Annotated in this window: 20 protein-coding genes; 14 read left to right on the top strand and 6 right to left on the bottom strand. The window is 56.6% G+C overall.

Translation table 11 applies throughout. The features are described 5' to 3' along the window. Nucleotides 1-17 precede the first annotated feature (17 nt). The 5 genes from abgT to uspE all read left to right on the top strand — a co-directional run bounded on the left by abgT (nt 18) and on the right by uspE (nt 4,394). Nucleotides 18-1,544, top strand: coding sequence for a p-aminobenzoyl-glutamate transporter (abgT, locus tag ACERY3_RS06440; protein ID WP_048980415.1), 1,527 nt, complete (start codon nt 18-20; stop codon nt 1,542-1,544). Between the two features lie 10 nt (nt 1,545-1,554). Beyond that, the gene (ogt, locus tag ACERY3_RS06435) at nt 1,555-2,070 is read left to right on the top strand and encodes a methylated-DNA--[protein]-cysteine S-methyltransferase (RefSeq protein ID WP_039262722.1); all 516 of its coding nucleotides are present in this window, start codon (nt 1,555-1,557) and stop codon (nt 2,068-2,070) included. Nucleotides 2,071-2,253: 183 nt separating this feature from the next. Further along, on the top strand, nt 2,254-3,006 hold the full coding sequence (fnr, locus tag ACERY3_RS06430; RefSeq protein ID WP_006174991.1) for a fumarate/nitrate reduction transcriptional regulator Fnr: 753 nt from the start codon (nt 2,254-2,256) through the stop codon (nt 3,004-3,006). A gap of 145 nt (nt 3,007-3,151) precedes the next feature. Beyond that, entirely contained in the window at nt 3,152-3,334 is a 183-nt protein-coding gene (locus ACERY3_RS06425; protein ID WP_014883604.1) for a hypothetical protein, read from the top strand. 109 nt (nt 3,335-3,443) lie between these two features. Continuing rightward, the gene (gene uspE, locus ACERY3_RS06420; protein WP_023335478.1) at nt 3,444-4,394 is read left to right on the top strand and encodes a universal stress protein UspE; all 951 of its coding nucleotides are present in this window, start codon (nt 3,444-3,446) and stop codon (nt 4,392-4,394) included. A gap of 119 nt (nt 4,395-4,513) precedes the next feature. Here the strand turns inward: uspE and pntB are convergent, their stop codons facing one another. Beyond that, the gene (gene pntB / locus ACERY3_RS06415; RefSeq protein WP_032668239.1) at nt 4,514-5,902 is read right to left on the bottom strand and encodes a Re/Si-specific NAD(P)(+) transhydrogenase subunit beta; all 1,389 of its coding nucleotides are present in this window, start codon (nt 5,900-5,902) and stop codon (nt 4,514-4,516) included. 10 nt (nt 5,903-5,912) lie between these two features. Beyond that, complete coding sequence (gene pntA / locus ACERY3_RS06410; protein WP_121931364.1) at nt 5,913-7,442, bottom strand: Re/Si-specific NAD(P)(+) transhydrogenase subunit alpha; 1,530 nt, start codon at nt 7,440-7,442, stop codon at nt 5,913-5,915. 535 nt (nt 7,443-7,977) lie between these two features. Here pntA and ydgH point away from each other — a divergent pair. From ydgH to folM, 3 genes are all read left to right on the top strand, one after another. Beyond that, a complete protein-coding gene (ydgH, locus tag ACERY3_RS06405) occupies nt 7,978-8,922 on the top strand; it encodes a DUF1471 family protein YdgH (RefSeq protein ID WP_033145347.1) in 945 nt (314 codons plus the stop codon). A gap of 185 nt (nt 8,923-9,107) precedes the next feature. Then, on the top strand, nt 9,108-10,490 hold the full coding sequence (locus ACERY3_RS06400; protein WP_039262724.1) for an amino acid permease: 1,383 nt from the start codon (nt 9,108-9,110) through the stop codon (nt 10,488-10,490). Between the two features lie 39 nt (nt 10,491-10,529). Continuing rightward, nucleotides 10,530-11,252, top strand: a complete 723-nt coding sequence (gene folM / locus ACERY3_RS06395) for a dihydromonapterin reductase (RefSeq protein ID WP_262770280.1) — start codon at nt 10,530-10,532, stop codon at nt 11,250-11,252. On the opposite strand, the gene ACERY3_RS06390 is transcribed toward folM, so the two are convergent. Continuing rightward, complete coding sequence (locus ACERY3_RS06390) at nt 11,249-11,584, bottom strand: GlpM family protein (RefSeq protein WP_028017326.1); 336 nt, start codon at nt 11,582-11,584, stop codon at nt 11,249-11,251. The genes folM and ACERY3_RS06390 overlap by 4 nt on opposite strands. Nucleotides 11,585-11,712: 128 nt before the next feature. Between ACERY3_RS06390 and rstA the strand changes: the two genes are divergently transcribed. The 4 genes from rstA to tus all read left to right on the top strand — a co-directional run bounded on the left by rstA (nt 11,713) and on the right by tus (nt 15,319). Then, nucleotides 11,713-12,429, top strand: coding sequence for a two-component system response regulator RstA (gene rstA / locus ACERY3_RS06385; protein ID WP_021241154.1), 717 nt, complete (start codon nt 11,713-11,715; stop codon nt 12,427-12,429). A gap of 252 nt (nt 12,430-12,681) precedes the next feature. Continuing rightward, a complete protein-coding gene (locus tag ACERY3_RS06380; protein ID WP_182383421.1) occupies nt 12,682-12,942 on the top strand; it encodes a hypothetical protein in 261 nt (86 codons plus the stop codon). A gap of 75 nt (nt 12,943-13,017) precedes the next feature. Beyond that, nucleotides 13,018-14,316, top strand: coding sequence for a two-component system sensor histidine kinase RstB (rstB, locus tag ACERY3_RS06375; RefSeq protein ID WP_033145344.1), 1,299 nt, complete (start codon nt 13,018-13,020; stop codon nt 14,314-14,316). A gap of 73 nt (nt 14,317-14,389) precedes the next feature. Continuing rightward, nucleotides 14,390-15,319 carry a DNA replication terminus site-binding protein gene (gene tus / locus ACERY3_RS06370; protein WP_373225292.1) on the top strand — a complete coding sequence of 310 codons (930 nt, stop codon included), beginning with the start codon at nt 14,390-14,392 and terminating at the stop codon, nt 15,317-15,319. On the opposite strand, the gene fumC is transcribed toward tus, so the two are convergent. Next, nucleotides 15,320-16,714, bottom strand: coding sequence for a class II fumarate hydratase (gene fumC / locus ACERY3_RS06365; protein ID WP_048976948.1), 1,395 nt, complete (start codon nt 16,712-16,714; stop codon nt 15,320-15,322). 183 nt (nt 16,715-16,897) lie between these two features. After that, entirely contained in the window at nt 16,898-18,544 is a 1,647-nt protein-coding gene (gene fumA / locus ACERY3_RS06360; RefSeq protein WP_029740299.1) for a class I fumarate hydratase FumA, read from the bottom strand. Between the two features lie 199 nt (nt 18,545-18,743). Here fumA and manA point away from each other — a divergent pair, with 199 nt between their 5' ends. Continuing rightward, nucleotides 18,744-19,928, top strand: coding sequence for a mannose-6-phosphate isomerase (gene manA, locus ACERY3_RS06355; protein ID WP_058840741.1), 1,185 nt, complete (start codon nt 18,744-18,746; stop codon nt 19,926-19,928). Nucleotides 19,929-20,142: 214 nt separating this feature from the next. Beyond that, a complete protein-coding gene (locus ACERY3_RS06350; protein WP_058840742.1) occupies nt 20,143-21,675 on the top strand; it encodes a YdgA family protein in 1,533 nt (510 codons plus the stop codon). Nucleotides 21,676-21,800: 125 nt separating this feature from the next. On the opposite strand, the gene ACERY3_RS06345 is transcribed toward ACERY3_RS06350, so the two are convergent. Next, entirely contained in the window at nt 21,801-22,829 is a 1,029-nt protein-coding gene (locus tag ACERY3_RS06345; protein WP_373225290.1) for a Mal regulon transcriptional regulator MalI, read from the bottom strand.

Genomic DNA, 22,829 nt, shown 5'->3' with positions numbered 1-22,829 from the left:
ACTCCCGAGGAACGCCCATGAGTATGTCATCCATACCTTCGCATTCCCCATCCGGTAAGCTCTATGGCTGGGTTGAAAGGATCGGCAATAAAGTACCGCACCCTTTCCTGCTGTTTATCTATCTGATTGTGATTTTAATGGTCGCCACCGCCGTGCTCTCCGCCTTTGACGTGAGCGTGCGCAGCCCGGCCGACGGCAGCCTGGTGGCGGTAAAAAACCTGCTCAGCGTTGACGGGCTGCACTGGTTTTTACCCAACGTCATCAAAAACTTCAGCGGCTTCGCCCCGCTGGGCGCCATTCTGGCGCTGGTGCTGGGCGCCGGGCTGGCGGAACGCGTGGGCTTGCTGCCCGCATTAATGGTGAAGATGGCTTCTCACGTCAGCGCGCGTTACGCCAGCTATATGGTGCTGTTTATCGCCTTCTTCAGCCATATCTCCTCAGACGCCGCGCTGGTGATCATGCCGCCGATGGGCGCGCTGATTTTCCTCGCCGTCGGGCGTCATCCCGTGGCGGGCCTGCTGTCGGCGATTGCGGGCGTGGGCTGCGGATTTACCGCTAACCTGCTGATCGTCACCACCGACGTGCTGCTCTCTGGCATCAGCACGGAGGCGGCGAAGACCATTGATACGGCAATGCACGTCAGCGTGATCGACAACTGGTACTTTATGGCGAGCTCAGTGATTGTCCTGACGATTGTCGGCGGGCTGATTACCGATAAAATCATCGAGCCGCGGCTGGGTAAATGGGAAGGCCGTAGCGATGAAAAGCTGGAAACCCTGAGCAAAGAGCAGCGCTTCGGCCTGCGCGTGGCGGGCGTTGTCTCGCTGGCCTTTATCGCGCTGGTGGCGCTGATGGTGGTGCCAGAAAACGGCATCTTGCGCGATCCGGTTAAACATACCGTCCTGCCGTCGCCGTTTATTCAGGGCATCGTGCCGCTGATTATCCTCTTCTTCTTTGTCGTTTCGCTCGCCTACGGTATCGCGACCGGTAAGATCCGCCGTCAGGGCGATCTGCCGCAGCTGATGATCGAGCCGATGAAAGAGATGGCGGGATTTATCGTGATGGTGTTCCCGCTGGCGCAGTTTGTGGCGATGTTTAACTGGAGCAACATGGGCAAGTTTATGGCCGTGGGCCTGACCGACGCGCTGGAGGCGGCCGGGCTAAGCGGCGTACCGGCGTTTGTCGGCCTGGCGCTGCTGTCATCCCTGCTGTGCATGTTTATCGCCAGCGGCTCCGCCATCTGGTCGATTCTGGCCCCGATCTTCGTGCCGATGTTTATGATGCTGGGGTTCCACCCGGCTTTCGCGCAGATCCTGTTCCGCATCGCGGACTCCTCGGTGATACCGCTGGCGCCGGTTTCGCCGTTTGTTCCGCTGTTTTTAGGCTTCCTGCAGCGCTATAAACCCGAGGCCAAACTGGGTACCTACTATTCGCTGGTTTTACCCTACCCGCTTATCTTTTTAGGGGTATGGCTGGTGATGCTGGTGGCATGGTATCTTGTCGGCCTGCCGATTGGGCCGGGGATTTACCCGAGGCTGAACTAAAGGAATGAGGATGCTGAGATTACTCGAAGATAAGATTGCGACGCCGCTCGGGCCGCTGTGGGTGATCGCGGACGAGCAGTTCTGCCTGCGCGCCGTCGAATGGGAAGAGCACAGCGACCGGATGGAAGAACTGCTCAATGTTCACTACCGCTCGCAGGGGTATGAACGTATCCGCGCCACCAACCCGGGCGGGCTGAGCGACAAGCTTGCCGCCTACTTCGAAGGCGATCTCAGCATCATTGATACTCTGCCAACCGCCACGGCAGGCACGCCTTTTCAGCGCGAAGTGTGGCAGGCGCTGCGGTCCATTCCCTGCGGGCAGGTCATGCATTACGGCCAGCTCGCGGAACAGCTAGGCCGCGCAGGCGCCGCACGCGCGGTGGGTGCCGCCAACGGCTCTAACCCGGTCAGCATCGTGGTGCCGTGCCATCGCGTCATTGGCCGCAACGGCACCATGACAGGCTATGCCGGCGGCGTGCAGCGAAAAGAGTGGTTGCTGCGTCACGAAGGGTATCTCCTGCTCTAGCTGCCAGGCTTTTTGTGCTTAATTTTCTTCCGGTTAGGCTAAAAATCCATAATCAAGCTGTGGAATTTCAAGAAGATGGCGACACGTTGCCGTCTCTTGTCCTTATTGAGGGTTTGTCAGGCTTACGTACTTACCAAAAAGATGTTAAAATTGACCAATATCAATTAAGGCTTGAGCAAACCTATGATCCCGGAAAAGCGAATTATACGACGCATTCAGTCTGGCGGTTGTGCTATCCATTGCCAGGATTGCAGCATCAGCCAGCTCTGTATCCCGTTTACCCTGAATGAGCATGAACTCGATCAGCTTGATAATATCATCGAGCGCAAAAAGCCTATTCAGAAAGGGCAGACGCTGTTTAAAGCGGGAGACGAACTGAAATCGCTCTATGCTATCCGTTCTGGCACCATCAAGAGCTACACCATCACCGAACAGGGTGATGAGCAGATCACCGGCTTCCATCTGGCGGGCGACCTGGTGGGCTTTGATGCCATCGGCACGGGCCATCACCCGAGCTTTGCTCAGGCACTCGAAACCTCAATGGTTTGCGAAATCCCGTTTGAAACCCTGGACGATCTGTCCGGTAAGATGCCTAACCTGCGTCAGCAGATGATGCGTCTGATGAGCGGTGAGATCAAAGGCGATCAGGACATGATTCTGCTGCTTTCTAAAAAGAACGCTGAAGAGCGCCTGGCCGCGTTTATCTACAACCTCTCCCGCCGCTTCGCCGAGCGTGGCTTCTCGCCGCGTGAATTCCGTCTGACGATGACGCGTGGCGATATCGGCAACTACCTGGGTCTGACCGTGGAAACCATCAGCCGTCTGCTGGGCCGTTTCCAGAAAAGCGGGATGCTGGCCGTTAAAGGTAAATACATCACTATCGAAAACGGTGAAGCGCTTGCCGTTCTTGCCGGGCACGCCCGCAACGTGGCGTAACTCTCCGCATGTTGATGACCAGACCATAAATTCTAGTGATTTATTGGTCTGGTGTAATCACTTCCGTTTCAAGATATTTTCACCGTAGCACGTCCCCACACAGCGCCCGAAAGGTTCTCGTTGAGGTTATGAATTGAGAGAAAGTTTGTTTTTCGTTTCAGTCGTGATTGCCTCTGTGACCTTTATCTTCATCTGGATCATGCTTGTCGGCCCGATGAAGGGGGAAGAAAAAACCTACGTCCAGGATTCCACGACCTTTGCGATAGCGGTGATGGTGCTGCTGTTTATTGCGTTTATCGCGGTGACGACGACGGTACTTTTCCTCTGATAAATTTTCATGAATTATTGATCTGGCAAAACCTCCCCTCTGTTTCATTCAGGATATATAGGTTACTCTTTTAATTACAGACTGTGGTGACAGTAGTAAGGAGACCTGTATGGCCAAGTATCAAAACATGCTGGTAGCTATCGATCCGAATCAGGACGATCAGCCGGCATTACGACGTGCTGTGTATTTACATCAACGGATTGGTGGCAAAATCAAAGCGTTTTTGCCGATCTATGACTTCTCGTATGAGATGACCACCCTTCTGTCGCCTGACGAGCGCACCGCTATGCGTCAGGGCGTCATCAGCCAGCGTACCGCGTGGATCCGTGAACAGGCGAAGTATTACCTGGAAGCGGGCGTGCCCATTGATATTAAAGTGGTTTGGCATAACCGACCTTTCGAAGCCATCATCCAGGAAATTGTCGCCGGCGGGCACGACCTGCTGCTGAAGATGGCTCACCAGCACGACAAGCTGGAATCCGTGATTTTCACCCCGACCGACTGGCACTTGCTGCGCAAATGCCCTTGCCCGGTCTGGATGGTGAAAGACCAGCCGTGGCCTGAAGGCGGGAAAGCCGTTGTGGCGGTAAACCTCGCGAGCGAAGAGGATTACCACAATTCGCTGAACGAGAAGCTGGTGAAGGAGACCATCCAGCTTGCTGACCAGGTGAATCATACCGAAGTGCATCTGGTAGGCGCCTATCCGGTCACCCCGATTAACATTGCCATTGAGCTGCCTGAATTTGACCCGAGCGTGTACAACGACGCGATCCGCGGTCAGCACCTGCTGGCCATGAAAGCGCTGCGCCAGAAATTCAGCATCGATGAGAAAATGACTCACGTGGAAAAAGGCCTGCCTGAAGAGGTGATCCCGGACCTGGCGGAACACCTGCAGGCGGGGATTGTGGTGCTGGGCACCATTGGCCGAACCGGTATTTCTGCCGCCTTCCTCGGCAATACCGCCGAACAGGTGATCGACCATCTGCGCTGCGACCTGCTGGTCATTAAGCCGGATGAGTATCAGACGCCGGTTGAGCTGGACGATCCTGAAGACGATTAACGCCTGACGCCCGGCGGCGCAGGCTTGCCGGGCCTACAAAACCGTAGGCCGGGTAAGCGTCAGCGCCACCGGCAATAAAAAAACCGCCGAATTCGGCGGTTTTTTCGTTTCAGCGCAACTTACAGCGCTTTCAGAATCGCATCCACGCTGGCTTTGGCATCGCCAAACAGCATGTGGGTGTTCTCTTTGAAGAACAGCGGGTTCTGAACCCCGGCATAGCCGGTATTCATGGAGCGTTTGAAGACGATCACGTTCTGCGCCTTCCACACTTCGAGAACAGGCATACCTGCGATTGGACTACCCGGGTCGTCCTGTGCAGCAGGGTTAACGGTATCGTTGGCGCCAATGACCAGCACGGTGTCGGTGTCGGCGAAATCATCGTTGATCTCATCCATTTCCAGCACGATGTCGTAAGGCACTTTCGCTTCCGCCAGCAGCACGTTCATGTGGCCTGGCAGACGCCCTGCCACCGGGTGAATACCAAAGCGAACCTTGATGCCCCGCGCTCGCAGCTTCTCGGTGATTTCCGCAACCGGATACTGCGCCTGCGCCACCGCCATGCCGTAGCCCGGAGTGATGATCACGGAGTGCGAGTTTTTCAGCATGTCTGCGGTATCTTCCGCAGAAATTTCACGGTGCTCACCCACTTCTTCATCCGCACTGGAAGAAGACCCATCGGTCCCGAAACCACCGGCGATAACGCTGATGAACGAGCGGTTCATCGCCTTACACATGATGTAAGACAGGATCGCACCGGAAGAGCCCACCAGCGCACCGGTGACGATCAGCAGGTCGTTGCTCAGCATAAAGCCTGCCGCCGCTGCCGCCCAACCGGAGTAGGAGTTCAGCATCGAGACAACCACCGGCATATCCGCACCGCCGATGGACGCCACAAGGTGCCAGCCGAACGCCAGCGCGATGATGGTCATTACCAGCAACGCCAGTACCTGCAGGCCGACACTTTCGGTACGCACGAAGACCACCAGCAGTACAAACGACACCACCAGCGCCGCGAGGTTCAGCTTGTGACGGTTTGGCAGCATCAGCGGTTTAGAGGAGATCTTCCCGCGCAGCTTGCCGAACGCCACAATAGAGCCGGTGAAGGTCACCGCACCGATGAAGATACCGAGGAACACTTCCGTCAGGTGGATGTTCACCAGAATCGGTTCCAGACCCGGCTCGTGATACAGGTAGCTGTTGAAGCCCACCAGCACCGCCGCCAGACCGACGAAGCTGTGCAGAATGGCAACCAGCTCCGGCATCTCGGTCATTTCAACGCGTTTTGCCAGGCGAATACCAATCGCGCCGCCGATGATCATCGCCACCAGGATCCACGCCACGTTGCCGGTATCCGGCCCGAAGATGGTGGCAATCAGCGCAATCGCCATCCCGGCGATACCAAAGTTATTCCCCTGCTGAGACGTTTCGTGTTTGGAAAGCCCCGCCAGACTGAAAATAAACAGGATTGCAGCAACAATATATGCAGCTGTCACTAATCCTCCAGACATATGCTACCCCTTAGCCTTTACGAAACATTTTCAGCATGCGCTGAGTCACGGTGAAACCACCGAAAATATTGATACTGGCGATCAGCACCGCGATAAAGCTCAGGAAGCTGATCCAGCCGCCGTGACCAATCTGCAGTAACGCCCCCACCACGATGATCCCGGAGATGGCGTTGGTTACCGACATCAGCGGCGTATGCAGCGCATGGGAGACGTTCCACACCACGTAGTAGCCCACGACGCAGGAGAGCGCGAAGACGGTAAAGTGGCCGAGGAACTCTTTTGGCGCAACGTCAGCCAGCCAGCCGAACAGAATAATCACCAGCGCCATGATCGCGTATTTGCGCCATGGAGAAGCGGGTTTGGCAGGTTCTTTTGGCTCAGGTGCCGCTTTCGTTGCCGCCTGAGGCTGAGCAGAAACCTGAATAGGCGGCGCAGGCCAGGTAATTTCACCTTCACGGACCACCGTGACGCCGCGCACAACAACATCGTCGAAATCAACGGTGACGTTGCCGTCTTTCTCTTTGCAAAGCAGCTTCAGCAGGTTGACGAGGTTGGTGCCGTAGAGCTGAGAAGACTGCGTTGGCAGGCGGCCCGGCAGATCGGTATAGCCGATCACCTTCACGCCGTTAGCGGTCGTGGTTACCTGATTTGGAACGGTATATTCACAGTTACCGCCGTTTTGGGCGGCCAGGTCGACAATCACGCTGCCCGGCTTCATGGAGTCAACCATCTCACGGGTGATCAGCTTCGGCGCCGGTTTACCCGGGATAAGCGCGGTGGTGACAATAATGTCGACATCTTTCGCCTGGGCGGCGAAGAGTTCCATTTCGGCTTTGATAAAGGCTTCGGACATTACCTTCGCGTAACCATCGCCGCTGCCTGCTTCTTCCTTAAAGTCCAGCTCAAGGAATTCGGCGCCCATACTCTGGACCTGTTCTTTTACTTCAGGACGGGTGTCAAAGGCGCGTACGATAGCGCCCAGGCTGTTTGCCGCACCGATTGCGGCAAGGCCCGCCACGCCCGCGCCAATCACCATCACTTTCGCCGGAGGCACTTTACCCGCGGCGGTGATTTGACCGGTAAAGAAGCGACCAAACTCGTGGGCCGCTTCAACAATAGCGCGGTAGCCGGCAATGTTTGCCATGGAGCTCAAGGCATCCAGCGACTGCGCGCGCGAAATGCGCGGCACGGAGTCCATTGCCATCACGGTCACGCCGCGGGCCGCCAGCTTCTCCATCAGCTCCGGGTTTTGCGCAGGCCAGATGAAGCTCACCAGGGTCGTTCCCGGATTCAGCAGCGCAATCTCATTCTCTTCCGGTGCGTTGACCTTCAGAATCACCGGCGACTGCCAGACGTCAGCACCGTCGACCACTTCCGCGCCGGCCTGGATAAAGGCCTCGTCATCGAAACTCGCCAGTTTGCCCGCGCCGCTTTCAACCGCGACCGTAAAACCCAGTTTAAGCAGTTGCTCCACCGTTTTCGGTGTTGCCGCTACGCGGGTTTCATTGGCTAACCGTTCTTTTGGTACCCCAATACGCATAGTTTTCCCTTCCATCGGTTTTTGATGATGGTTTATCGATAAATGCCCGCGGTTTGTATCAATTTTCGCCATCGCGCGAGCGACGAGAGATGATTAACCCCGGAAAATAAAACAGTAACAAACTGTCTATAACCTACTGAAAATAGCGCCCGTGATCTACCGCCAGAAAACACTATTTCTTACTTTATCTGTGAAAAATAAGCGATCGACGTCACTGACAGTGATATTTACCTTAAATTCACTGCCAGAACCGATAAATCGCGCAAGCGAAGCGGTAAAAACATGATATAGCGCCATAACAGAACAACTTGTTAACATTAAATTAACTTGTAAAAGTCATATGCTTTATCAGTTTTACTTGTCAAACGCGTGTTTTTTCAACATATCACTAAATGTTATCGAATTCGGTGATTCAGTAAGCACAGGCAGTGAAAAATGGCGCAGACAGCGACGGGTTTTAAATGCAATAATCGGGACCGTCTCAAATTAACAACAATACCAGTACATGGTTTGCGCAAGGCGAAGGATCATTTTTATGAAGCTTAAGAACACACTCCTGGCGTCCGCACTTCTTTCCGCGACCGCCCTGTCTGCGAATGCCGCAACAGAGTTAACGCCGGAGCAAGCGGCAGCGTTAAAACCTTTTGACCATACGGTCATTGTGGGTCGTTATAATTCTATTGGCGACGCCGTCGCCGCTGCATCAAAAGCCGCTGACAAAAACGGGGCGGCCTCGTTTTATGTCGTTGACCAGTCCGATTACGGCAACAGCGGTAACCTGCGCGTGACCATCGCGCTGTTCAAAGACAATGCGCCAAAAGCTGACGCACCGAAAAACCGCGTGATCAACGGTGTTGTTGAACTGCCGAAAGATCAGGCGATTGAGCTGGAACCATACGACACCGTCACCGTTCAGGGCTTCTATCGCAGCCAGCCTGAAGTGAACGATGCCATCACCAAAGCCGCGAAAGAGAAAGGGGCCTACTCTTTCTTCATCGTGCGTCAGGTCGATGCTAACCAGGGTGGCAACCAGCGTATTACCGCGTTCATCTATAAAAAAGATGCGAAAAAACGTGTTCTGCAGAGCCCGGATGCCATCCCGGCGAATTCAGAAGCAGGTCGCGCGGCGATAGCGAAAGGCGGCGAAGCAGCGAAGAAAGTTGAAATTCCAGGCGTAGCAACGACGGCTGCCCCAAGCGCTGAAGTGGGCCGTTTCTTCGAAACGCAGTCCACGAAAGGTGGTCGTTACTCCGTTACGCTGCCTGACGGTACCAAAATTGAAGAGCTGAACAACGCCACTGCAGCGCAGATGGTGCCGTTCGACAGCATCAAGTTTACCGGCAACTACGGCAACATGACGGAAGTCTCTTACCAGGTCGCGAAGCGTGCGGCGAAGAAAGGGGCGAAGTACTACCACATCACCCGCCAGTGGCAGGAACGTGGTAACAACGTGACCATCAGCGCCGATCTGTACAAGTAACAAAATCGTTGACGAAAGGCGGCGCAATGCCGCCTTTTTTTGTTACTTTTTTTGAATTTCTGCCTCACGTCATTGCATGCATTCGTTACACTCCGTAAAATCCCGCGCCTTAGTGTGATCCACCATTTTTATGCGCCTGAGCGAAATAATTATTCTGGATTTTGACCTTTCATAACAGGAAGCCAATGGAAAAGAAACTTGGCCTGAGTGCTCTGACTGCACTCGTTTTAAGCTCAATGCTGGGTGCAGGCGTATTCAGTTTGCCGCAAAATATGGCAGCCGTTGCCAGTCCATCCGCGCTCATCATTGGCTGGGGCATTACGGGTGTCGGCATATTGCTGCTGGCCTTCGCCATGCTGCTGCTCACCCGCATTCGCCCGGATCTTGACGGCGGCATTTTCACCTATGCGCGTGAGGGTTTTGGCGAGCTGATTGGCTTCTGTTCCGCGTGGGGATACTGGCTGTGTGCCGTTATCGCCAACGTCTCCTACCTGGTGATCGTCTTCTCGGCACTCAGTTTCTTTACCGATACGCCTGAGCTGCGCCTCTTTGGCGACGGGAATACCTGGCAGTCTATTGTGGGCGCCTCGGTGTTGCTGTGGTTCGTCCACTGGCTGGTGTTACGTGGCGTACAAACGGCCGCCAGCATCAACCTGGTGGCGACGCTGGCGAAACTGGTTCCGCTCGGCCTGTTTATCGTTCTGGCCTTTATTGCGTTCCGTATGGACATCTTTAAGCTCGATTTCACCGGTATCGCGCTGGGCGTGCCCGTCTGGGAGCAGGTGAAAAACACGATGCTGATTACCCTGTGGGTGTTCATCGGCGTTGAAGGTGCGGTCGTGGTTTCTGCCCGGGCCAGGAATAAACGCGATGTGGGCCGCGCCACGCTGCTGGCAGTTCTGGCCGCGCTGGGGGTCTATCTGCTGGTGACGCTGCTGTCGCTGGGCGTGGTGGCGCGTCCTGAGCTGGCTGAAATGCGTAACCCGTCAATGGCGGGCCTGATGGTGAAAATGCTCGGCCCCTGGGGCGACGTGGTGATTGCCGCGGGGCTGATCGTCTCCGTCTGCGGCGCTTACCTGAGCTGGACCATCATGGCGGCTGAAGTGCCGTTCCTGGCCGCGACGCACAAGGCGTTTCCACGTCTGTTCGCCCGTCAAAACAAAAACAGCGCGCCGTCGGCATCGCTCTGGCTGACCAACATCAGCGTTCAGGTCTGTCTGGTGCTGATCTGGCTCACAGGTTCAGACTATAACACCCTGCTGACCATCGCCTCGGAGATGATTCTGGTACCCTATTTCCTAGTAGGTGCGTATCTGTTAAAAATTGCCACACGCCCGGCGCATTATGTCGTGGGTGTCGGAGCCTGTATTTACGGCCTGTGGTTGTTGTATGCTTCCGGGCCGATGCATCTGCTGCTGTCGGTAGTGCTGTACGCACCGGGTCTGCTGGTGTTTATCTACGCCCGCCGCACGCATCAGCTGGAGAACGCGCTGAAGCGCCGTGAGATGGCATTAATTGGACTGTTATTGGTTGCTGCCCTACCGGCAACCTGGATGTTAATGGGATAGCATCGCCTTTCCCATTGTTGAACTGTAAAGGAGAATACGATGGGAAATGCACCGCTTCGCCCAATACTGATTACCGGTGGAGGCCGCCGTATCGGCCTCGCTCTCGCCCATCACTTTCTCAACCTTCGCCATCCGGTCATTGTCAGCTACCGTACGGAATACCCGTCGATTGAAGGGTTACGCAAAGCCGGGGCGGTCTGCATTCAGGCTGATTTTTCGACCGATGAAGGTATTCTGGCTTTCGCGGAAAAGGTAAAAGCCGCCACGACGGGACTGCGCGCCGTGATCCATAACGCCAGCGCATGGCGTGCCGAAAAAACCGGTACGTCACTCAGCGAAACGCTCTCCGCCATGCTGCAGATCCACGTCAATGCCCCTTATCTGCTTAACCACGCTCTGCAGGATCTGCTGCGCGGCCATGGGCACGCGGCCGGCGATATTATTCACTTCACCGATTATGTAGTTGAGCGCGGCAGCGACAAGCACATCGCCTACGCGGCCAGTAAAGCCGCACTGGATAATATGACGCGCTCGTTTGCCCGCAAGCTCGCGCCCGAGGTGAAGGTAAACGCCATCGCCCCGGCGATGATTTTGTTTAACGAAAACGATGATGCGGAGTATCGCCAGCAGGCGCTGAATAAGTCGCTCATGAAAATCGCGCCGGGCGAGAAAGAGGTCATCGACCTCGTGGATTACCTGCTCACCAGCTGCTACGTCACGGGCAGAACCTTTGCCGTGGACGGCGGGCGCCCGCTGCGCTAGTGAAAGCGGCTCCAGAAGAAAATTAACACCCAGGCGCTGAGTCCCCAGCAGACCACCGCCCCGCTCAGCGCCAGGGGAAGACGCAGAAAACCGGTGAAATACCACAGCGAAAGCAGGTAGAGAAAATACGGAATGATAGACCACATGCCAAACACGATGGTCGTGCGTAACGCTTCCGTACCCCGCTCAGAAGCCACAATATAGTGAGCAATTAGCGCAAAGGTCGGGAACAGCGGGATTAGCCCGGCAATGTAGTAGTTTTTCGTTTTTGCCAGAATGCCAATCAGTAACACCACCAGCGCGCCCAGTGCGGCTTTGATCACCAGCCCCATACTTTTCCCTATAACAATCAAATAACAATATGAGCCAGAATAACGGAACCGGCGTTAATTTTGAAAGATTAATGGAAGGTTAAGGTTCCGCGGTGTATGTTGGCTTTTTTCACGAAAACAGACGCTGTATGAATAAGATTGTTTATGTTGAAGACGAACCCGAGGTCGGACAACTGATCGCCGCCTATCTGGGTAAACATGATATGGACGTCATTGTTGAACCTCGCGGCGATCGTGCCGAAGAGGTGGTCGTCCGTGAAAACCCGGATCTGGTACTGCTGGATATTATGTTGCCAGGCAAAGACGGCATGACGCTCTGCCGTGACCTGCGCGCCCGGTGGGAGGGCCCTATCGTCCTGCTCACCTCACTGGACAGCGATATGAACCACATTTTGTCGCTGGAGATGGGCGCCAATGACTACATTCTGAAAACCACACCGCCTGCCGTCCTGCTTGCCCGCCTGCGCCTTCATTTGCGCCAGCACGCCAGCATCGAACGCGAAGCGCCCGCGCCGTCTCTGACGCCGCACAAAGCGATGCGCTTTGGTACGCTGTCTATTGACCCCATTAACCGCCAGGTGCTGCTCTCCGGCGAGCTTATCGCCCTCTCCACCGCAGACTTTGACCTGCTGTGGGAGCTGGCAACGCACGCCGGGCAAATCATGGACCGCGACGCGCTGCTGAAAAACCTGCGTGGCGTGAGCTATGACGGAATGGACCGCAGCGTTGACGTGGCGATTTCGCGTCTGCGCAAAAAGCTGCAGGATAACGCTACCGAGCCCTACCGCATTAAAACCGTGCGTAACAAGGGTTATCTGTTTGCCCCACATGCGTGGGAAACCTGATTCCGTTATCTGGCTAGCATAACGTGCGCGAAATGAAGGCATTACACCGCGATGTCCTCCCTTTCGCGCGTTTATTTTTACGTTTGCGCAACAATTAACTTGCTAAGCACGCGAACTATCCCATAATTAAATCTTCAGCCATCCTTTCTACAGCCAGCACTGCCCCGGCGACATGCAGACTCTTTTTCACCGTGAAGCTCTCACGATACCTCTCCCATAAAATCTTGAAATGAGGATTTAAGCCCATGAAATATGTATAGCTACAGTCAGGTAGAGGCCATCAAAACCAATCTTGAATGGATTGTTAATCAGGCTGCGCTTAGCCATTCCTCCCCCTCACGCGCCGATCAAAAAGCGCTCTTTGATCTCCTTGAGCTCATCCAGACTTACGAAATACTTCTGGATTTGATTAACGAATTCGGTACCGATGTGATTGATATGCACATTGCGGAAGGACTGGCCGTAACGGAAAGACTCATCGCCAAGGTAAAAAACAGCGCAATTGCCATGTAACGCGCTCCACAGACATGAAAATATCGACGGGTTTTCATGTATATTCTGCACAAAGCGTTTCTTCGGTGAGATCCAATGAAAAAGCTGTTTGTGCAGTTTTATCTTTTGCTGTTTGTCTGTTTCCTGGTCATGACCATGCTGGTCGGGCTGGTCTATAAATTCACCGCCGAACGTGCGGGCAGGCAGTCGCTGGACGATCTGATGAAAAGCTCGCTCTATCTGATGCGCAGCGAGCTGAGAGAGATCCCGCCGCACGACTGGGCGAAAACCCTCAAAGAGCTGGATCTGAACCTGTCATTCGATTTACGCATCGAGCCGTTAAAAGATTTTGAGCTGGATCCGCCCGCCATGCAGCGTCTGCGCGACGGGGACATCGTCGCGCTGGACGAGAAATACACCTTTATCCAGCGTATTCCGCGCAGCCATTACGTGCTGGCCGTCGGGCCGGTGCCCTATCTCTATTATCTGCACCAGATGCGTCTGCTGGACATGGCGCTGATGGCCTTTATCGCCATTTCGCTCGCGTTTCCGGTCTTTATCTGGATGCGCCCGCACTGGCAGGACATGCTGAAGCTGGAATCTGCCGCGCAGCGTTTTGGCGAAGGGCATTTTACCGAACGCATTCACTTCGACAGCGGTTCCAGCTTTGAACGTCTGGGCGTGGCCTTTAACCAGATGGCCGATAACATCAATGCACTGATCGCCAGTAAAAAGCAGCTGATCGACGGGATTGCGCACGAGCTGCGCACGCCGCTGGTTCGCCTGCGCTATCGTCTGGAGATGAGCGAGAATCTGACGGAAGCGGAGTCTCAGGCGCTTAACCGCGATATCGGCCAGCTTGAGGCGCTGATTGAGGAGCTGCTGACCTACGCACGACTTGATCGTCCGCAAAACGAACTGAACCTCAGCACGCCGGACCTGCCTGCCTGGCTGCAAACCCACATCGATGACGTTCAGAGCGTGAACCCGCAGCGCACGCTGTTAACGCGCGTCACGCCGGGTGATTACGGCGCGCTCGATATGCGCCTGATGGAGCGCGTGCTGGACAATCTGATGAACAACGCCATGCGCTACAGCGAAAGCACGCTACAGATTGGGCTGGATTTGCAGGGCAATCAGGCCAGTCTGACGGTGGAGGATGACGGTCCGGGGATTGCCCCGGAAGCGCGAGAAACCGTGTTTGAACCGTTTGTCCGCCTCGACCCCAGCCGCGATCGCGCCACTGGCGGATGCGGCCTGGGGCTGGCGATTGTCTACTCTATCGCGCAGGCGATGGGCGGCACGGTGCATTGCGAAGAGAGCGAGCTCGGCGGCGCGCGCTTCTGCTTTAGCTGGCCGGTATACCATAACATCGCCCTTCCCGTCCCTGCCTGACTTCAACCGCACGCTGGCCTGACCCGGCGTGCTGTGCTATATGATAAGTATGTTGTAACTAACGAGAGTGCTTATGGCGACCTACGATCTCCTCGAACGGCTGAACAGCACGTTTCGGGAGATAGAACACGAGCTCCTGACCCTGACCGAACGTTTGCAGAGCTGCCGTCTGCTGGCCGCGCGCGTCTTTACCCTGCCCGAGGTGGCTAAAGGTGCCGAGCACGACCCGCTGGACACCATCGCTGTTGAACAGCACATCGGCAGCGCCGCCCTTGAGCTGGCGCTGAAGCACTATCGTCGCCTGTTTATCCAGCAGCAGTCAGAAAACCGCAGCAGTAAGGCCGCCGTGCGTCTGCCCGGCGTGATCTGCCTGCAAACCGATGCGACGACTCGCGAAGCGCTGGAAAGCCAGATTACCCATATCAACACCCTGAAAGCGGCCTTTGAAAAGATCGTTACCGAAGAGTCCGGCCTCGCCCCTGCCGCCCGGTTTGAATGGGTGCACAGACAGCTTCCGGGGCTGATTACCCTTAACGCCTATCGCACGCTGACGGTACTGCATCACCCCGCCACGCTGCGCTTCGGCTGGGCGAATAAGCACATCATTAAAAACTTCACCCGGGATGAAATTCTGGCGCAGCTGGAAAAAAGCCTGAAGACGCCGCGCACCGTCGCACCGTGGTCTCGTGAGCAGTGGATTGAGCGCCTGGAGCAGGAGTACCACAGCATCGCCTCGCTTCCGGCGGACACGCGCCTCAAGATAAAGCGCCCGGTGAAGGTACAGCCTATCGCCCGCGTCTGGTATTCCGGCCAGCAAAAACAGGTTCAGTATGCCTGCCCTACGCCGCTGATTGCGCTTTATGATGCCGATCGGGGGGCCATCGTGCCGGATATTGGTGAGCTTTTGAATTACGATGCGGACAATGTCCAGCACCGTTACCGACCTCAGGCGCAGCCGCTGCAGCTGATTATTCCGCGGCTGCACCTGTACGTGGCGGGATGACTATTTCAGGCTGCCGACCATCGCTTCCGGGCGAACCCAGGCGTCGAACTCTGCCTCCGTGAGATAGCCCAGCGCCAGGGCGGAGGCTTTCAGCGTCAGCCCCTCTTTGTGCGCTTTTTTAGCGATCTCGGCGGCCTTGTCGTAGCCGATATGGGTATTCAGCGCCGTCACCAGCATCAGGGATTCATTGAGCAACTGGCTGATACGTTCGCGATTCGGCTCAATCCCTACCGCACAGTGCTCGTTAAAGCTCTCCATCCCGTCCGCCAGCAGACGAATCGATTGCAGTACGTTATGGATCACCATCGGGCGATAGACGTTCAGCTCGAAGTTGCCGGACGCACCGCCCAGGTTGACGGCCACGTCGTTGCCCAACACCTGGCAGCAGAGCATGGTCATGGCTTCGCACTGGGTCGGATTCACTTTACCCGGCATGATGGAGCTGCCCGGCTCGTTTTCCGGAATGCTGATTTCACCGATGCCGCAGCGCGGACCCGAGGCCAGCCAGCGCACGTCGTTAGCGATTTTCATCAGCGAGGCCGCCAGCCCTTTCAGCGCGCCGTGGGTGTGGACCAGCGCATCGCAGGTCGCCAGCGCTTCGAACTTGTTGGGCGCCGTGACGAACGGCTGCCCGGTGATGTTTGCCAGCTCCTCCGCCACGCGCACCGCGTATTCTGGATGGGTGTTTAACCCGGTCCCGACCGCCGTCCCGCCGAGCGCCAACTCCGCCAGGTGCGGCAGGCTGTACTCAATATGCTTCAGGTTATGTTCCAGCATCGCCACCCAGCCGGAAATCTCCTGGCCGAGCGTCAGCGGCGTGGCGTCCTGCAGGTGCGTACGGCCAATTTTGACGATGTCGCGGAAGGCCTGCGCTTTCTCGTTGAGCGTGGCTTTCAGGACGTTAAGCTGCGGGATAAGCTGCTCGCGGATAGCGATGACCGCCGCCACGTGCATCGCGGTCGGGAAGACGTCGTTGGAACTCTGGCTTTTGTTGACGTCATCGTTCGGATGGACCTTACGCTCCATGCCGCGCACGCCGCCCAGCAGTTCGCTGGCCCGGTTTGCCAGCACTTCATTCATGTTCATGTTGCTCTGGGTGCCGGAACCGGTCTGCCAGATGGCGAGGGGGAATTCATCGGGATGCTTGCCCGCCAGCACTTCGTCGGCGGCGTTGATGATGGCGGTCGCTTTGTCTGCCGTCAGCAGGCCTAAATCCTGGTTCACTTTCGCGGCAGCGCGTTTGGTGAGCGCCAGCGCCTGAATCAGCGAGACGGGCATTTTTTCGGTCGAAATACGGAAGTGCTCCAGCGAACGCTGGGTTTGCGCGCCCCATAGCTTGTCGGCCGGGACGTCGATGGCGCCCATCGAATCTTTCTCATGGCGTACCGTGGTCATTACTTTCTCCTTGATAACAAAAGAGGGATTGCTCACATGCTTAAGGGGTAAGTATTGATGACTTCTGAGAAACGATATGGCGCTTTGTGCGCTCTTTTTGGTGTCGGGTTGCGCTGACGCTTACCCGACCTACCAGACTCGTAGGCCGGGTAAGGCGCAGCCGCCACCCGTCAATTTACAGAATTACTTCACGCACGCCGAACACTGGGACGACTGGATCTGCTTAAAGAAGTCGTTGCCTTTGTCATCCACGAGGATAAACGCCGGGAAATCTTCCACTTCAATTTTCCAGATCGCTTCCATACCCAGTTCCGGGTATTCCACGCACTCCAGGCTCTTGATGCTGCCCTGCGCCAGAACCGCAGCCGGGCCGCCGATGCTGCCGAGGTAGAAGCCGCCGTGCTTGTGGCAGGCGTCCGTCACCTGCTGGCTGCGGTTGCCTTTCGCCAGCATGATCATGCTGCCGCCGTTGGCCTGCAGCTGGTCAACGTACGAGTCCATACGCCCTGCCGTGGTTGGGCCTAACGAGCCGGAGGCATAGCCTTCAGGCGTTTTCGCCGGGCCAGCGTAGTAGATCGGGTGATCTTTAATGTACTGCGGCAGCCCTTCGCCGTTGTCCAGACGCTCTTTCAGCTTCGCGTGCGCGATGTCGCGACCCACGATGATCGTGCCGTTCAGCGAGAGACGGGTCGAGACCGGATACTGCGAAAGCTGCGCCAGAATCTCTTTCATCGGACGGTTCAGGTCGACGCGAACCGCTTCACCCTCACCCGCTTTGCGCAGCTCTTCCGGAATGTATTTGCCCGGGTTGTTTTCCAGTTTTTCGATCCACACGCCTTCGCGGTTGATCTTCGCCTTGATGTTGCGATCCGCAGAGCAGGACACGCCCATCCCGACCGGACAGGATGCACCGTGACGCGGCAGACGGATCACGCGCACGTCGTGGGCAAAGTATTTGCCGCCAAACTGCGCCCCGAGGCCCAGATTGCGCGCTTCTTCCAGCAGTTCCTGCTCAAGCTGCACGTCGCGGAACGCCTGGCCGTGCTCGTTACCTTCGGTAGGCAGGCCGTCATAATATTTGGTTGAGGCCAGCTTGACGGTTTTCAGCGTGCTTTCAGCCGACGTACCGCCAATCACAAACGCGATATGGTACGGCGGGCACGCCGCGGTGCCGAGGGTGCGCATCTTCTCAACCAGGTAGTTCTTCAGCTTGCCCGGGGTGAGCAGCGCCTTGGTTTCCTGGTAAAGGTAGGTTTTGTTGGCTGAACCGCCGCCTTTGGCGATACAGAGGAATTTGTACTCGTCACCGTCGACGCTGTAGAGATCGATCTGTGCCGGCAGGTTGGTGCCGGTGTTGACCTCTTTGTACATATCCAGCGCCGCGTTTTGCGAGTAGCGCAGGTTATCTTCGGTATAGGTGTTGTAGACGCCGTGCGCCAGGGCCGCTTCGTCACCGCCGCCGGTCCAGACGCGCTGGCCTTTTTTACCGACGATGATCGCCGTGCCGGTGTCCTGACAGGTAGGCAGAACACCTTTCGCGGCGATGTCTGAGTTACGCAGGAACTGCAGGGCAACGTATTTATCGTTTTCGCTGGCCTGCGGGTCGCTCAGGATATCGGCAACCTGCTGCTGGTGCGCGGGGCGGAGCATAAACGAGGCGTCGTGGAAAGCGTGCTGCGCCAGCAGCGTCAGCGCCTGCGGATCCACCTTGAGGATCTCTTGTCCTTCAAACTCAGAGACGGAGACGTGATCGCGGGTTAACAGGTAATACTCGGTCCGATCCTTACTGAGGGGGAAAGGATCCTGATAATGGAAGGGTTTATTCGACATTGGTCTCTCACTTACTGCTTCGGTCTGTTTATTCAGGGCAGATGTTCCGCTGCCCGGCTTAAAAGCGAGTCAGCTTATCCTACACAATTTTTTAACAAAAACTGAGACTAGTACGACTTTTTACATCCACAGGTTACTTCCATGAGGTTTATTGCTTTAATACCTGGAGTTAATTCCACAATTGAATCAGGGCTTGATAATGCAAAAACTCATTAACTCAGTGCAAAACTACGCCTGGGGAAGTAAAACTGCGTTAACGGATCTCTACGGTATCGCGAACCCGAACAACCTGCCGATGGCAGAACTGTGGATGGGGGCGCACCCGAAGAGCAGCTCAAAAATTGAAGACGCCAGCGGCCAGGTTCGCAGCCTGCGTGACGTGATTGACGCCGATAAAGCCGCGCTGCTGGGCGACAAGGTGGCTCAGCGCTTCGGCGAACTGCCGTTCCTGTTCAAGGTGCTGTGCGCCGACCAGCCGCTCTCCATCCAGGTTCACCCGAACAAGAAAGCCTCTGAAATCGGCTTTGCCAAAGAGAACGCGGCGGGAATTCCTTTAGACGCCGCCGAGCGTAACTACAAAGATCCTAACCACAAGCCGGAGCTGGTCTTTGCGCTGACCCCGTTCCTGGCGATGAACGCGTTCCGCGAGTTTTCAGAGATAGTTTCCCTGCTGCAACCGGTCGCGGGTGCCCACAAGGCTATCGCCCACTTCCTTGAAAACCCGAACGCGGACGCGCTGAGCCAGCTATTTGCCAGCCTGCTGAATATGCAGGGTGAAGAGAAATCTCACGCGCTGGCGGTGCTGAAAGCGGCTCTGGGCAGCCAGCAGGGTGAACCCTGGGAGACTATCCGCCTGATCTCCGAATTCTACCCGGACGACAGCGGTCTGTTCTCCCCTCTGCTGCTGAACGTGGTGAAGCTCAACCCGGGCGAAGCGATGTTCCTGTTCGCTGAAACCCCGCACGCCTACCTTCAGGGCGTTGCGCTGGAGGTAATGGCTAACTCCGATAACGTGCTGCGCGCAGGCCTGACGCCGAAATACATCGATATTCCTGAACTGGTTGCCAACGTGAAGTTTGTGGCGAAACCTGCCGCGGAGCTGCTGACTCAGCCGGTGAAAAACGGCGCAGAGCTGGACTTCCCAATTCCGGTTGAGGATTTTGCTTTTTCCCTGCACGACCTGAGCCAGGCCGAAACCGCCATCGCGCAGGAAAGCGCGGCGATTCTGTTCTGCGCCGAGGGCGAAGCGACGCTGCGCAAAGGCGAACAGCGTCTGGTGCTTAAGCCCGGTGAGTCAGCATTCGTTGCAGCCAATGAATCTCCGGTCAGCGTAAGCGGCGCCGGTCGCCTGGCGCGCGTTTTCAATAAGCTATACCCTAAATAATTCGAGTTGCATGAAGGCGGCGACGCAGCGAATCCCCAGGAGCGTACATAAGTACGTGACTGGGGTGAGCGAGGAAAGCCAACGCACAGGCAACTTGAAGTATGACGGGTATTAGGGACTTACTGATTTTTTTAACAACTCTTGCTAAGCTAGTTGCAGGCTTAATATCTCCAGGCGGTTTTTACCGCCTGGTTTCATTTTAGGGATAGTCGCAATGAAAAAATCGGTCGTAGCGGTTGGAGTGATTGTAGCGTTAGGCGTGGTCTGGACGGGGGCCTCCTGGTTTACCGGGAAACAGCTGGAAGGCCGTCTGGCTGAGATGGTGGCGCAGGCTAACGGAGAGATTAAGCGCAGCGCGCCGGAGGCGGGCCTGGAGCTGAGCTACCAGAATTATCATCGCGGCGTGTTTACCAGCCGTATGCAGCTGGTGGTAAAGCCAGTGGCCGGTGCTGAAAACGGCTGGCTGAAACCGGGTCAGAGCGTGGTGCTGGACGAGGTGGTGAGCCACGGTCCGCTGCCGCTGGCGCAGCTGAAGTCCTTTAACCTGATCCCGTCGATGGCGTCCGTTCATACCGTGCTGGTGAATAACGACGTCACCAAACCGCTGTTTGACCTGGCAAAGAATGAATCGCCATTCGACATTAATACCCGCATCAGCTATGCCGGTGACACGAGCTCCGATATTGCTCTGAAAGCGCTGAACTACGAGAAAGAGAATGAGAAAGTCGCCTTCAGCGGCGGTCACTTCAAACTTGACGCTGACCGCGACGGAAACGTGTTCTCCCTGACGGGTGAAGCGGAAAGCGGCCTGGTCAATGCCGTGAACGAATATAACCAAAAGGTTCAGCTCACCTTCAGCAACCTGAAAGCCGACGGCAACAGCCGAATGACCGATTTCCAGGAGCGTATCGGCGATCAAAAACTGTCTCTCGACAAGGTTGCCATTGCGGTTGAAGGAAAAGAGATGGCCGTGCTGGAAGGTATGGACGTCAACGGCAAATCCGACGTTTCCAAAGACGGTAAAAGCATCAACACGCAGCTGGATTACACGCTGAAGAGCCTGAAAGTGCAGAATCAGGATCTGGGCACCGGCAAGCTGTCGCTGAAGATCGGCAATATCGACGGCCAGGCGTGGCACGAGTTTAGCCAGAAATACAGCAAAGAGAGCCAGGCGCTGCTGACCGATGCCGCACTCCAGCAGAACCCTGAAGTGTACCAGCAGCAGGCGATGGCGGTGCTGTTCAACAACCTGCCTGTCCTGCTGAAAGGCGAGCCGGTGATCACCGTTGCGCCACTGAGCTGGAAAAACAGCAAAGGCGAAACCAGCTTTAACCTGTCTCTGTTCCTGAAAGATCCGGCAACCGCAACGGGCGAGCCGCAGACGCTGGCCCAGGAAGTGGATCGCAGCGTGAAGTCGCTCGACAGCAAGCTGACCATCCCGATGGATATGGCGACCGAGTTTATGACCCAGATTGCGAAGCTGGAAGGCTACGGCGATGAAGACGCTGGCAAGCTGGCGAACCAGCAGGTGAAAGGTCTGGCGGCCATGGGCCAGATGTTCCGCATCACCAAAGTGGAAAACAACACGATTTCCACCAGCCTGCAGTATGCCAACGGCCAGGTAACGCTCAACGGCGACAAGATGCCGCTGGAAGACTTCGTCGGCATGTTTGGTATGCCGACGCTGGGGATGCCGGAACCGGCTGAACCCGCAGCGCCAGCCGAACCGGCGGCACCGCAGCAGTAAACGTCAAAACCCCTCGCATGAGGGGTTTTTTATTGCCGGGTGGCGCTGACGCTTACCCGGCCTACGATCCCGAGCCGTTGTTGGCCCGTGCAAGCGCAGCGCCGCCGGGCGATGTGCAGCGGAGATTATTTCACCGTCACCAGCCGCGCCGCCACAATCTGGTGTCCGGCCTGAACGTCCGTGTTGTCGATGCGCTGCATGATCCTGTCCGCCAGCGTGTAGCCCATCTCCCGCGCAGGGGTGGTAGCCCAGACGATCGGCAGATCGTCGAGCGCGTTTTCACCGACGTCGGCGAACGCCCCCAGCGCCACCTGATGGCCGAAGAAAGTTTCCACCCCGCCCTCGCCGCTCTGACGCCCGGCGCGGATCAGGCCAAACCAGGCGCCCATGGCAATCACATCGTTGTAGCAAATCACGGCGCTGATCGTCGGACTGCTGCGCAGCAGCGCGCCTATCGCTTCCGCCGCTTTCTTCTGGCTGGATTCACACTCCACGACCCATTCGCTGTGGAACGGCAGGCCGTATTTAATCAGCGTCGCGCAGTAGCCGCCGACCCGCTCGGCGCGGGTCAGGGACGAGCTTTTCCCACCCAGCCAGGCAATGCGCTGGTGTCCGCGACGAATAAGATGTTCGGTCAGCATTTGCGCGGCCTGCATGTTATCCGGTCGCAGCGTATCGGCCTCGTCCAGATAGCTGGCACGCGAAGCAAACACCAGCGGCACGCCTTTTTCGGCGGCGCGCTCGCACAGCTCGCTGCCCACGCCCGACGCCCCGGCGACGATCACCCCGTCCACCCCCTGATTCAGCAGCATATCGAGCCGGGAGAGAAGCTGATCGGGCTCGCGACCGCCGTGCAGAAGAAAGACCATCTGCCCCTGCGCTTCAAGCGCTTCGGTTAACCCGGCGGTCAGCTCCGCATAGAAAGGTGACGTCAGGTCGCGGACAATCAGGCCAATCACCCCGCTTTGCCCGCCGCGCAGGGCCGACGCCTGACGGTTACGCACAAAACCCAGCTGCTCAACCGCCTCGTTAACCCGCTGACCGGTCGCAGGAGAGATGCGCCCTTTTCCGCTTAGCACCAGAGAAACGGTGCTGACGGAAACGCCCGCCGCCAGCGCGACATCGTTGATGGTGATTTTTTTCGCTACAGCCAT

Source organism: Enterobacter cloacae complex sp. ESBL7 (assembly GCF_041679625.1).
Taxonomy (GTDB): Bacteria; Pseudomonadota; Gammaproteobacteria; order Enterobacterales; family Enterobacteriaceae; genus Enterobacter; species Enterobacter asburiae_B.
This window is presented reverse-complemented; position numbering and strand designations above follow the sequence as displayed.

Excerpts from the sequence above, each read along its gene's own strand:
- abgT (WP_048980415.1), top strand. The coding sequence starts at position 18 with ATGAGTATGTCATCCATACCTTCGCATTCCCCATCCGGTAAGCTCTAT.
- ogt (WP_039262722.1), top strand. The coding sequence starts at position 1,555 with ATGCTGAGATTACTCGAAGATAAGATTGCGACGCCGCTCGGGCCGCTG.
- fnr (WP_006174991.1), top strand. The coding sequence starts at position 2,254 with ATGATCCCGGAAAAGCGAATTATACGACGCATTCAGTCTGGCGGTTGT.
- uspE (WP_023335478.1), top strand. The coding sequence starts at position 3,444 with ATGGCCAAGTATCAAAACATGCTGGTAGCTATCGATCCGAATCAGGAC.
- pntB (WP_032668239.1), bottom strand. The coding sequence starts at position 5,902 with ATGTCTGGAGGATTAGTGACAGCTGCATATATTGTTGCTGCAATCCTG.
- pntA (WP_121931364.1), bottom strand. The coding sequence starts at position 7,442 with ATGCGTATTGGGGTACCAAAAGAACGGTTAGCCAATGAAACCCGCGTA.
- ydgH (WP_033145347.1), top strand. The coding sequence starts at position 7,978 with ATGAAGCTTAAGAACACACTCCTGGCGTCCGCACTTCTTTCCGCGACC.
- ACERY3_RS06400 (WP_039262724.1), top strand. The coding sequence starts at position 9,108 with ATGGAAAAGAAACTTGGCCTGAGTGCTCTGACTGCACTCGTTTTAAGC.
- folM (WP_262770280.1), top strand. The coding sequence starts at position 10,530 with ATGGGAAATGCACCGCTTCGCCCAATACTGATTACCGGTGGAGGCCGC.
- ACERY3_RS06390 (WP_028017326.1), bottom strand. The coding sequence starts at position 11,584 with ATGGGGCTGGTGATCAAAGCCGCACTGGGCGCGCTGGTGGTGTTACTG.
- rstA (WP_021241154.1), top strand. The coding sequence starts at position 11,713 with ATGAATAAGATTGTTTATGTTGAAGACGAACCCGAGGTCGGACAACTG.
- ACERY3_RS06380 (WP_182383421.1), top strand. The coding sequence starts at position 12,682 with ATGTATAGCTACAGTCAGGTAGAGGCCATCAAAACCAATCTTGAATGG.
- rstB (WP_033145344.1), top strand. The coding sequence starts at position 13,018 with ATGAAAAAGCTGTTTGTGCAGTTTTATCTTTTGCTGTTTGTCTGTTTC.
- tus (WP_373225292.1), top strand. The coding sequence starts at position 14,390 with ATGGCGACCTACGATCTCCTCGAACGGCTGAACAGCACGTTTCGGGAG.
- fumC (WP_048976948.1), bottom strand. The coding sequence starts at position 16,714 with ATGACCACGGTACGCCATGAGAAAGATTCGATGGGCGCCATCGACGTC.
- fumA (WP_029740299.1), bottom strand. The coding sequence starts at position 18,544 with ATGTCGAATAAACCCTTCCATTATCAGGATCCTTTCCCCCTCAGTAAG.
- manA (WP_058840741.1), top strand. The coding sequence starts at position 18,744 with ATGCAAAAACTCATTAACTCAGTGCAAAACTACGCCTGGGGAAGTAAA.
- ACERY3_RS06350 (WP_058840742.1), top strand. The coding sequence starts at position 20,143 with ATGAAAAAATCGGTCGTAGCGGTTGGAGTGATTGTAGCGTTAGGCGTG.
- ACERY3_RS06345 (WP_373225290.1), bottom strand. The coding sequence starts at position 22,829 with ATGGCTGTAGCGAAAAAAATCACCATCAACGATGTCGCGCTGGCGGCG.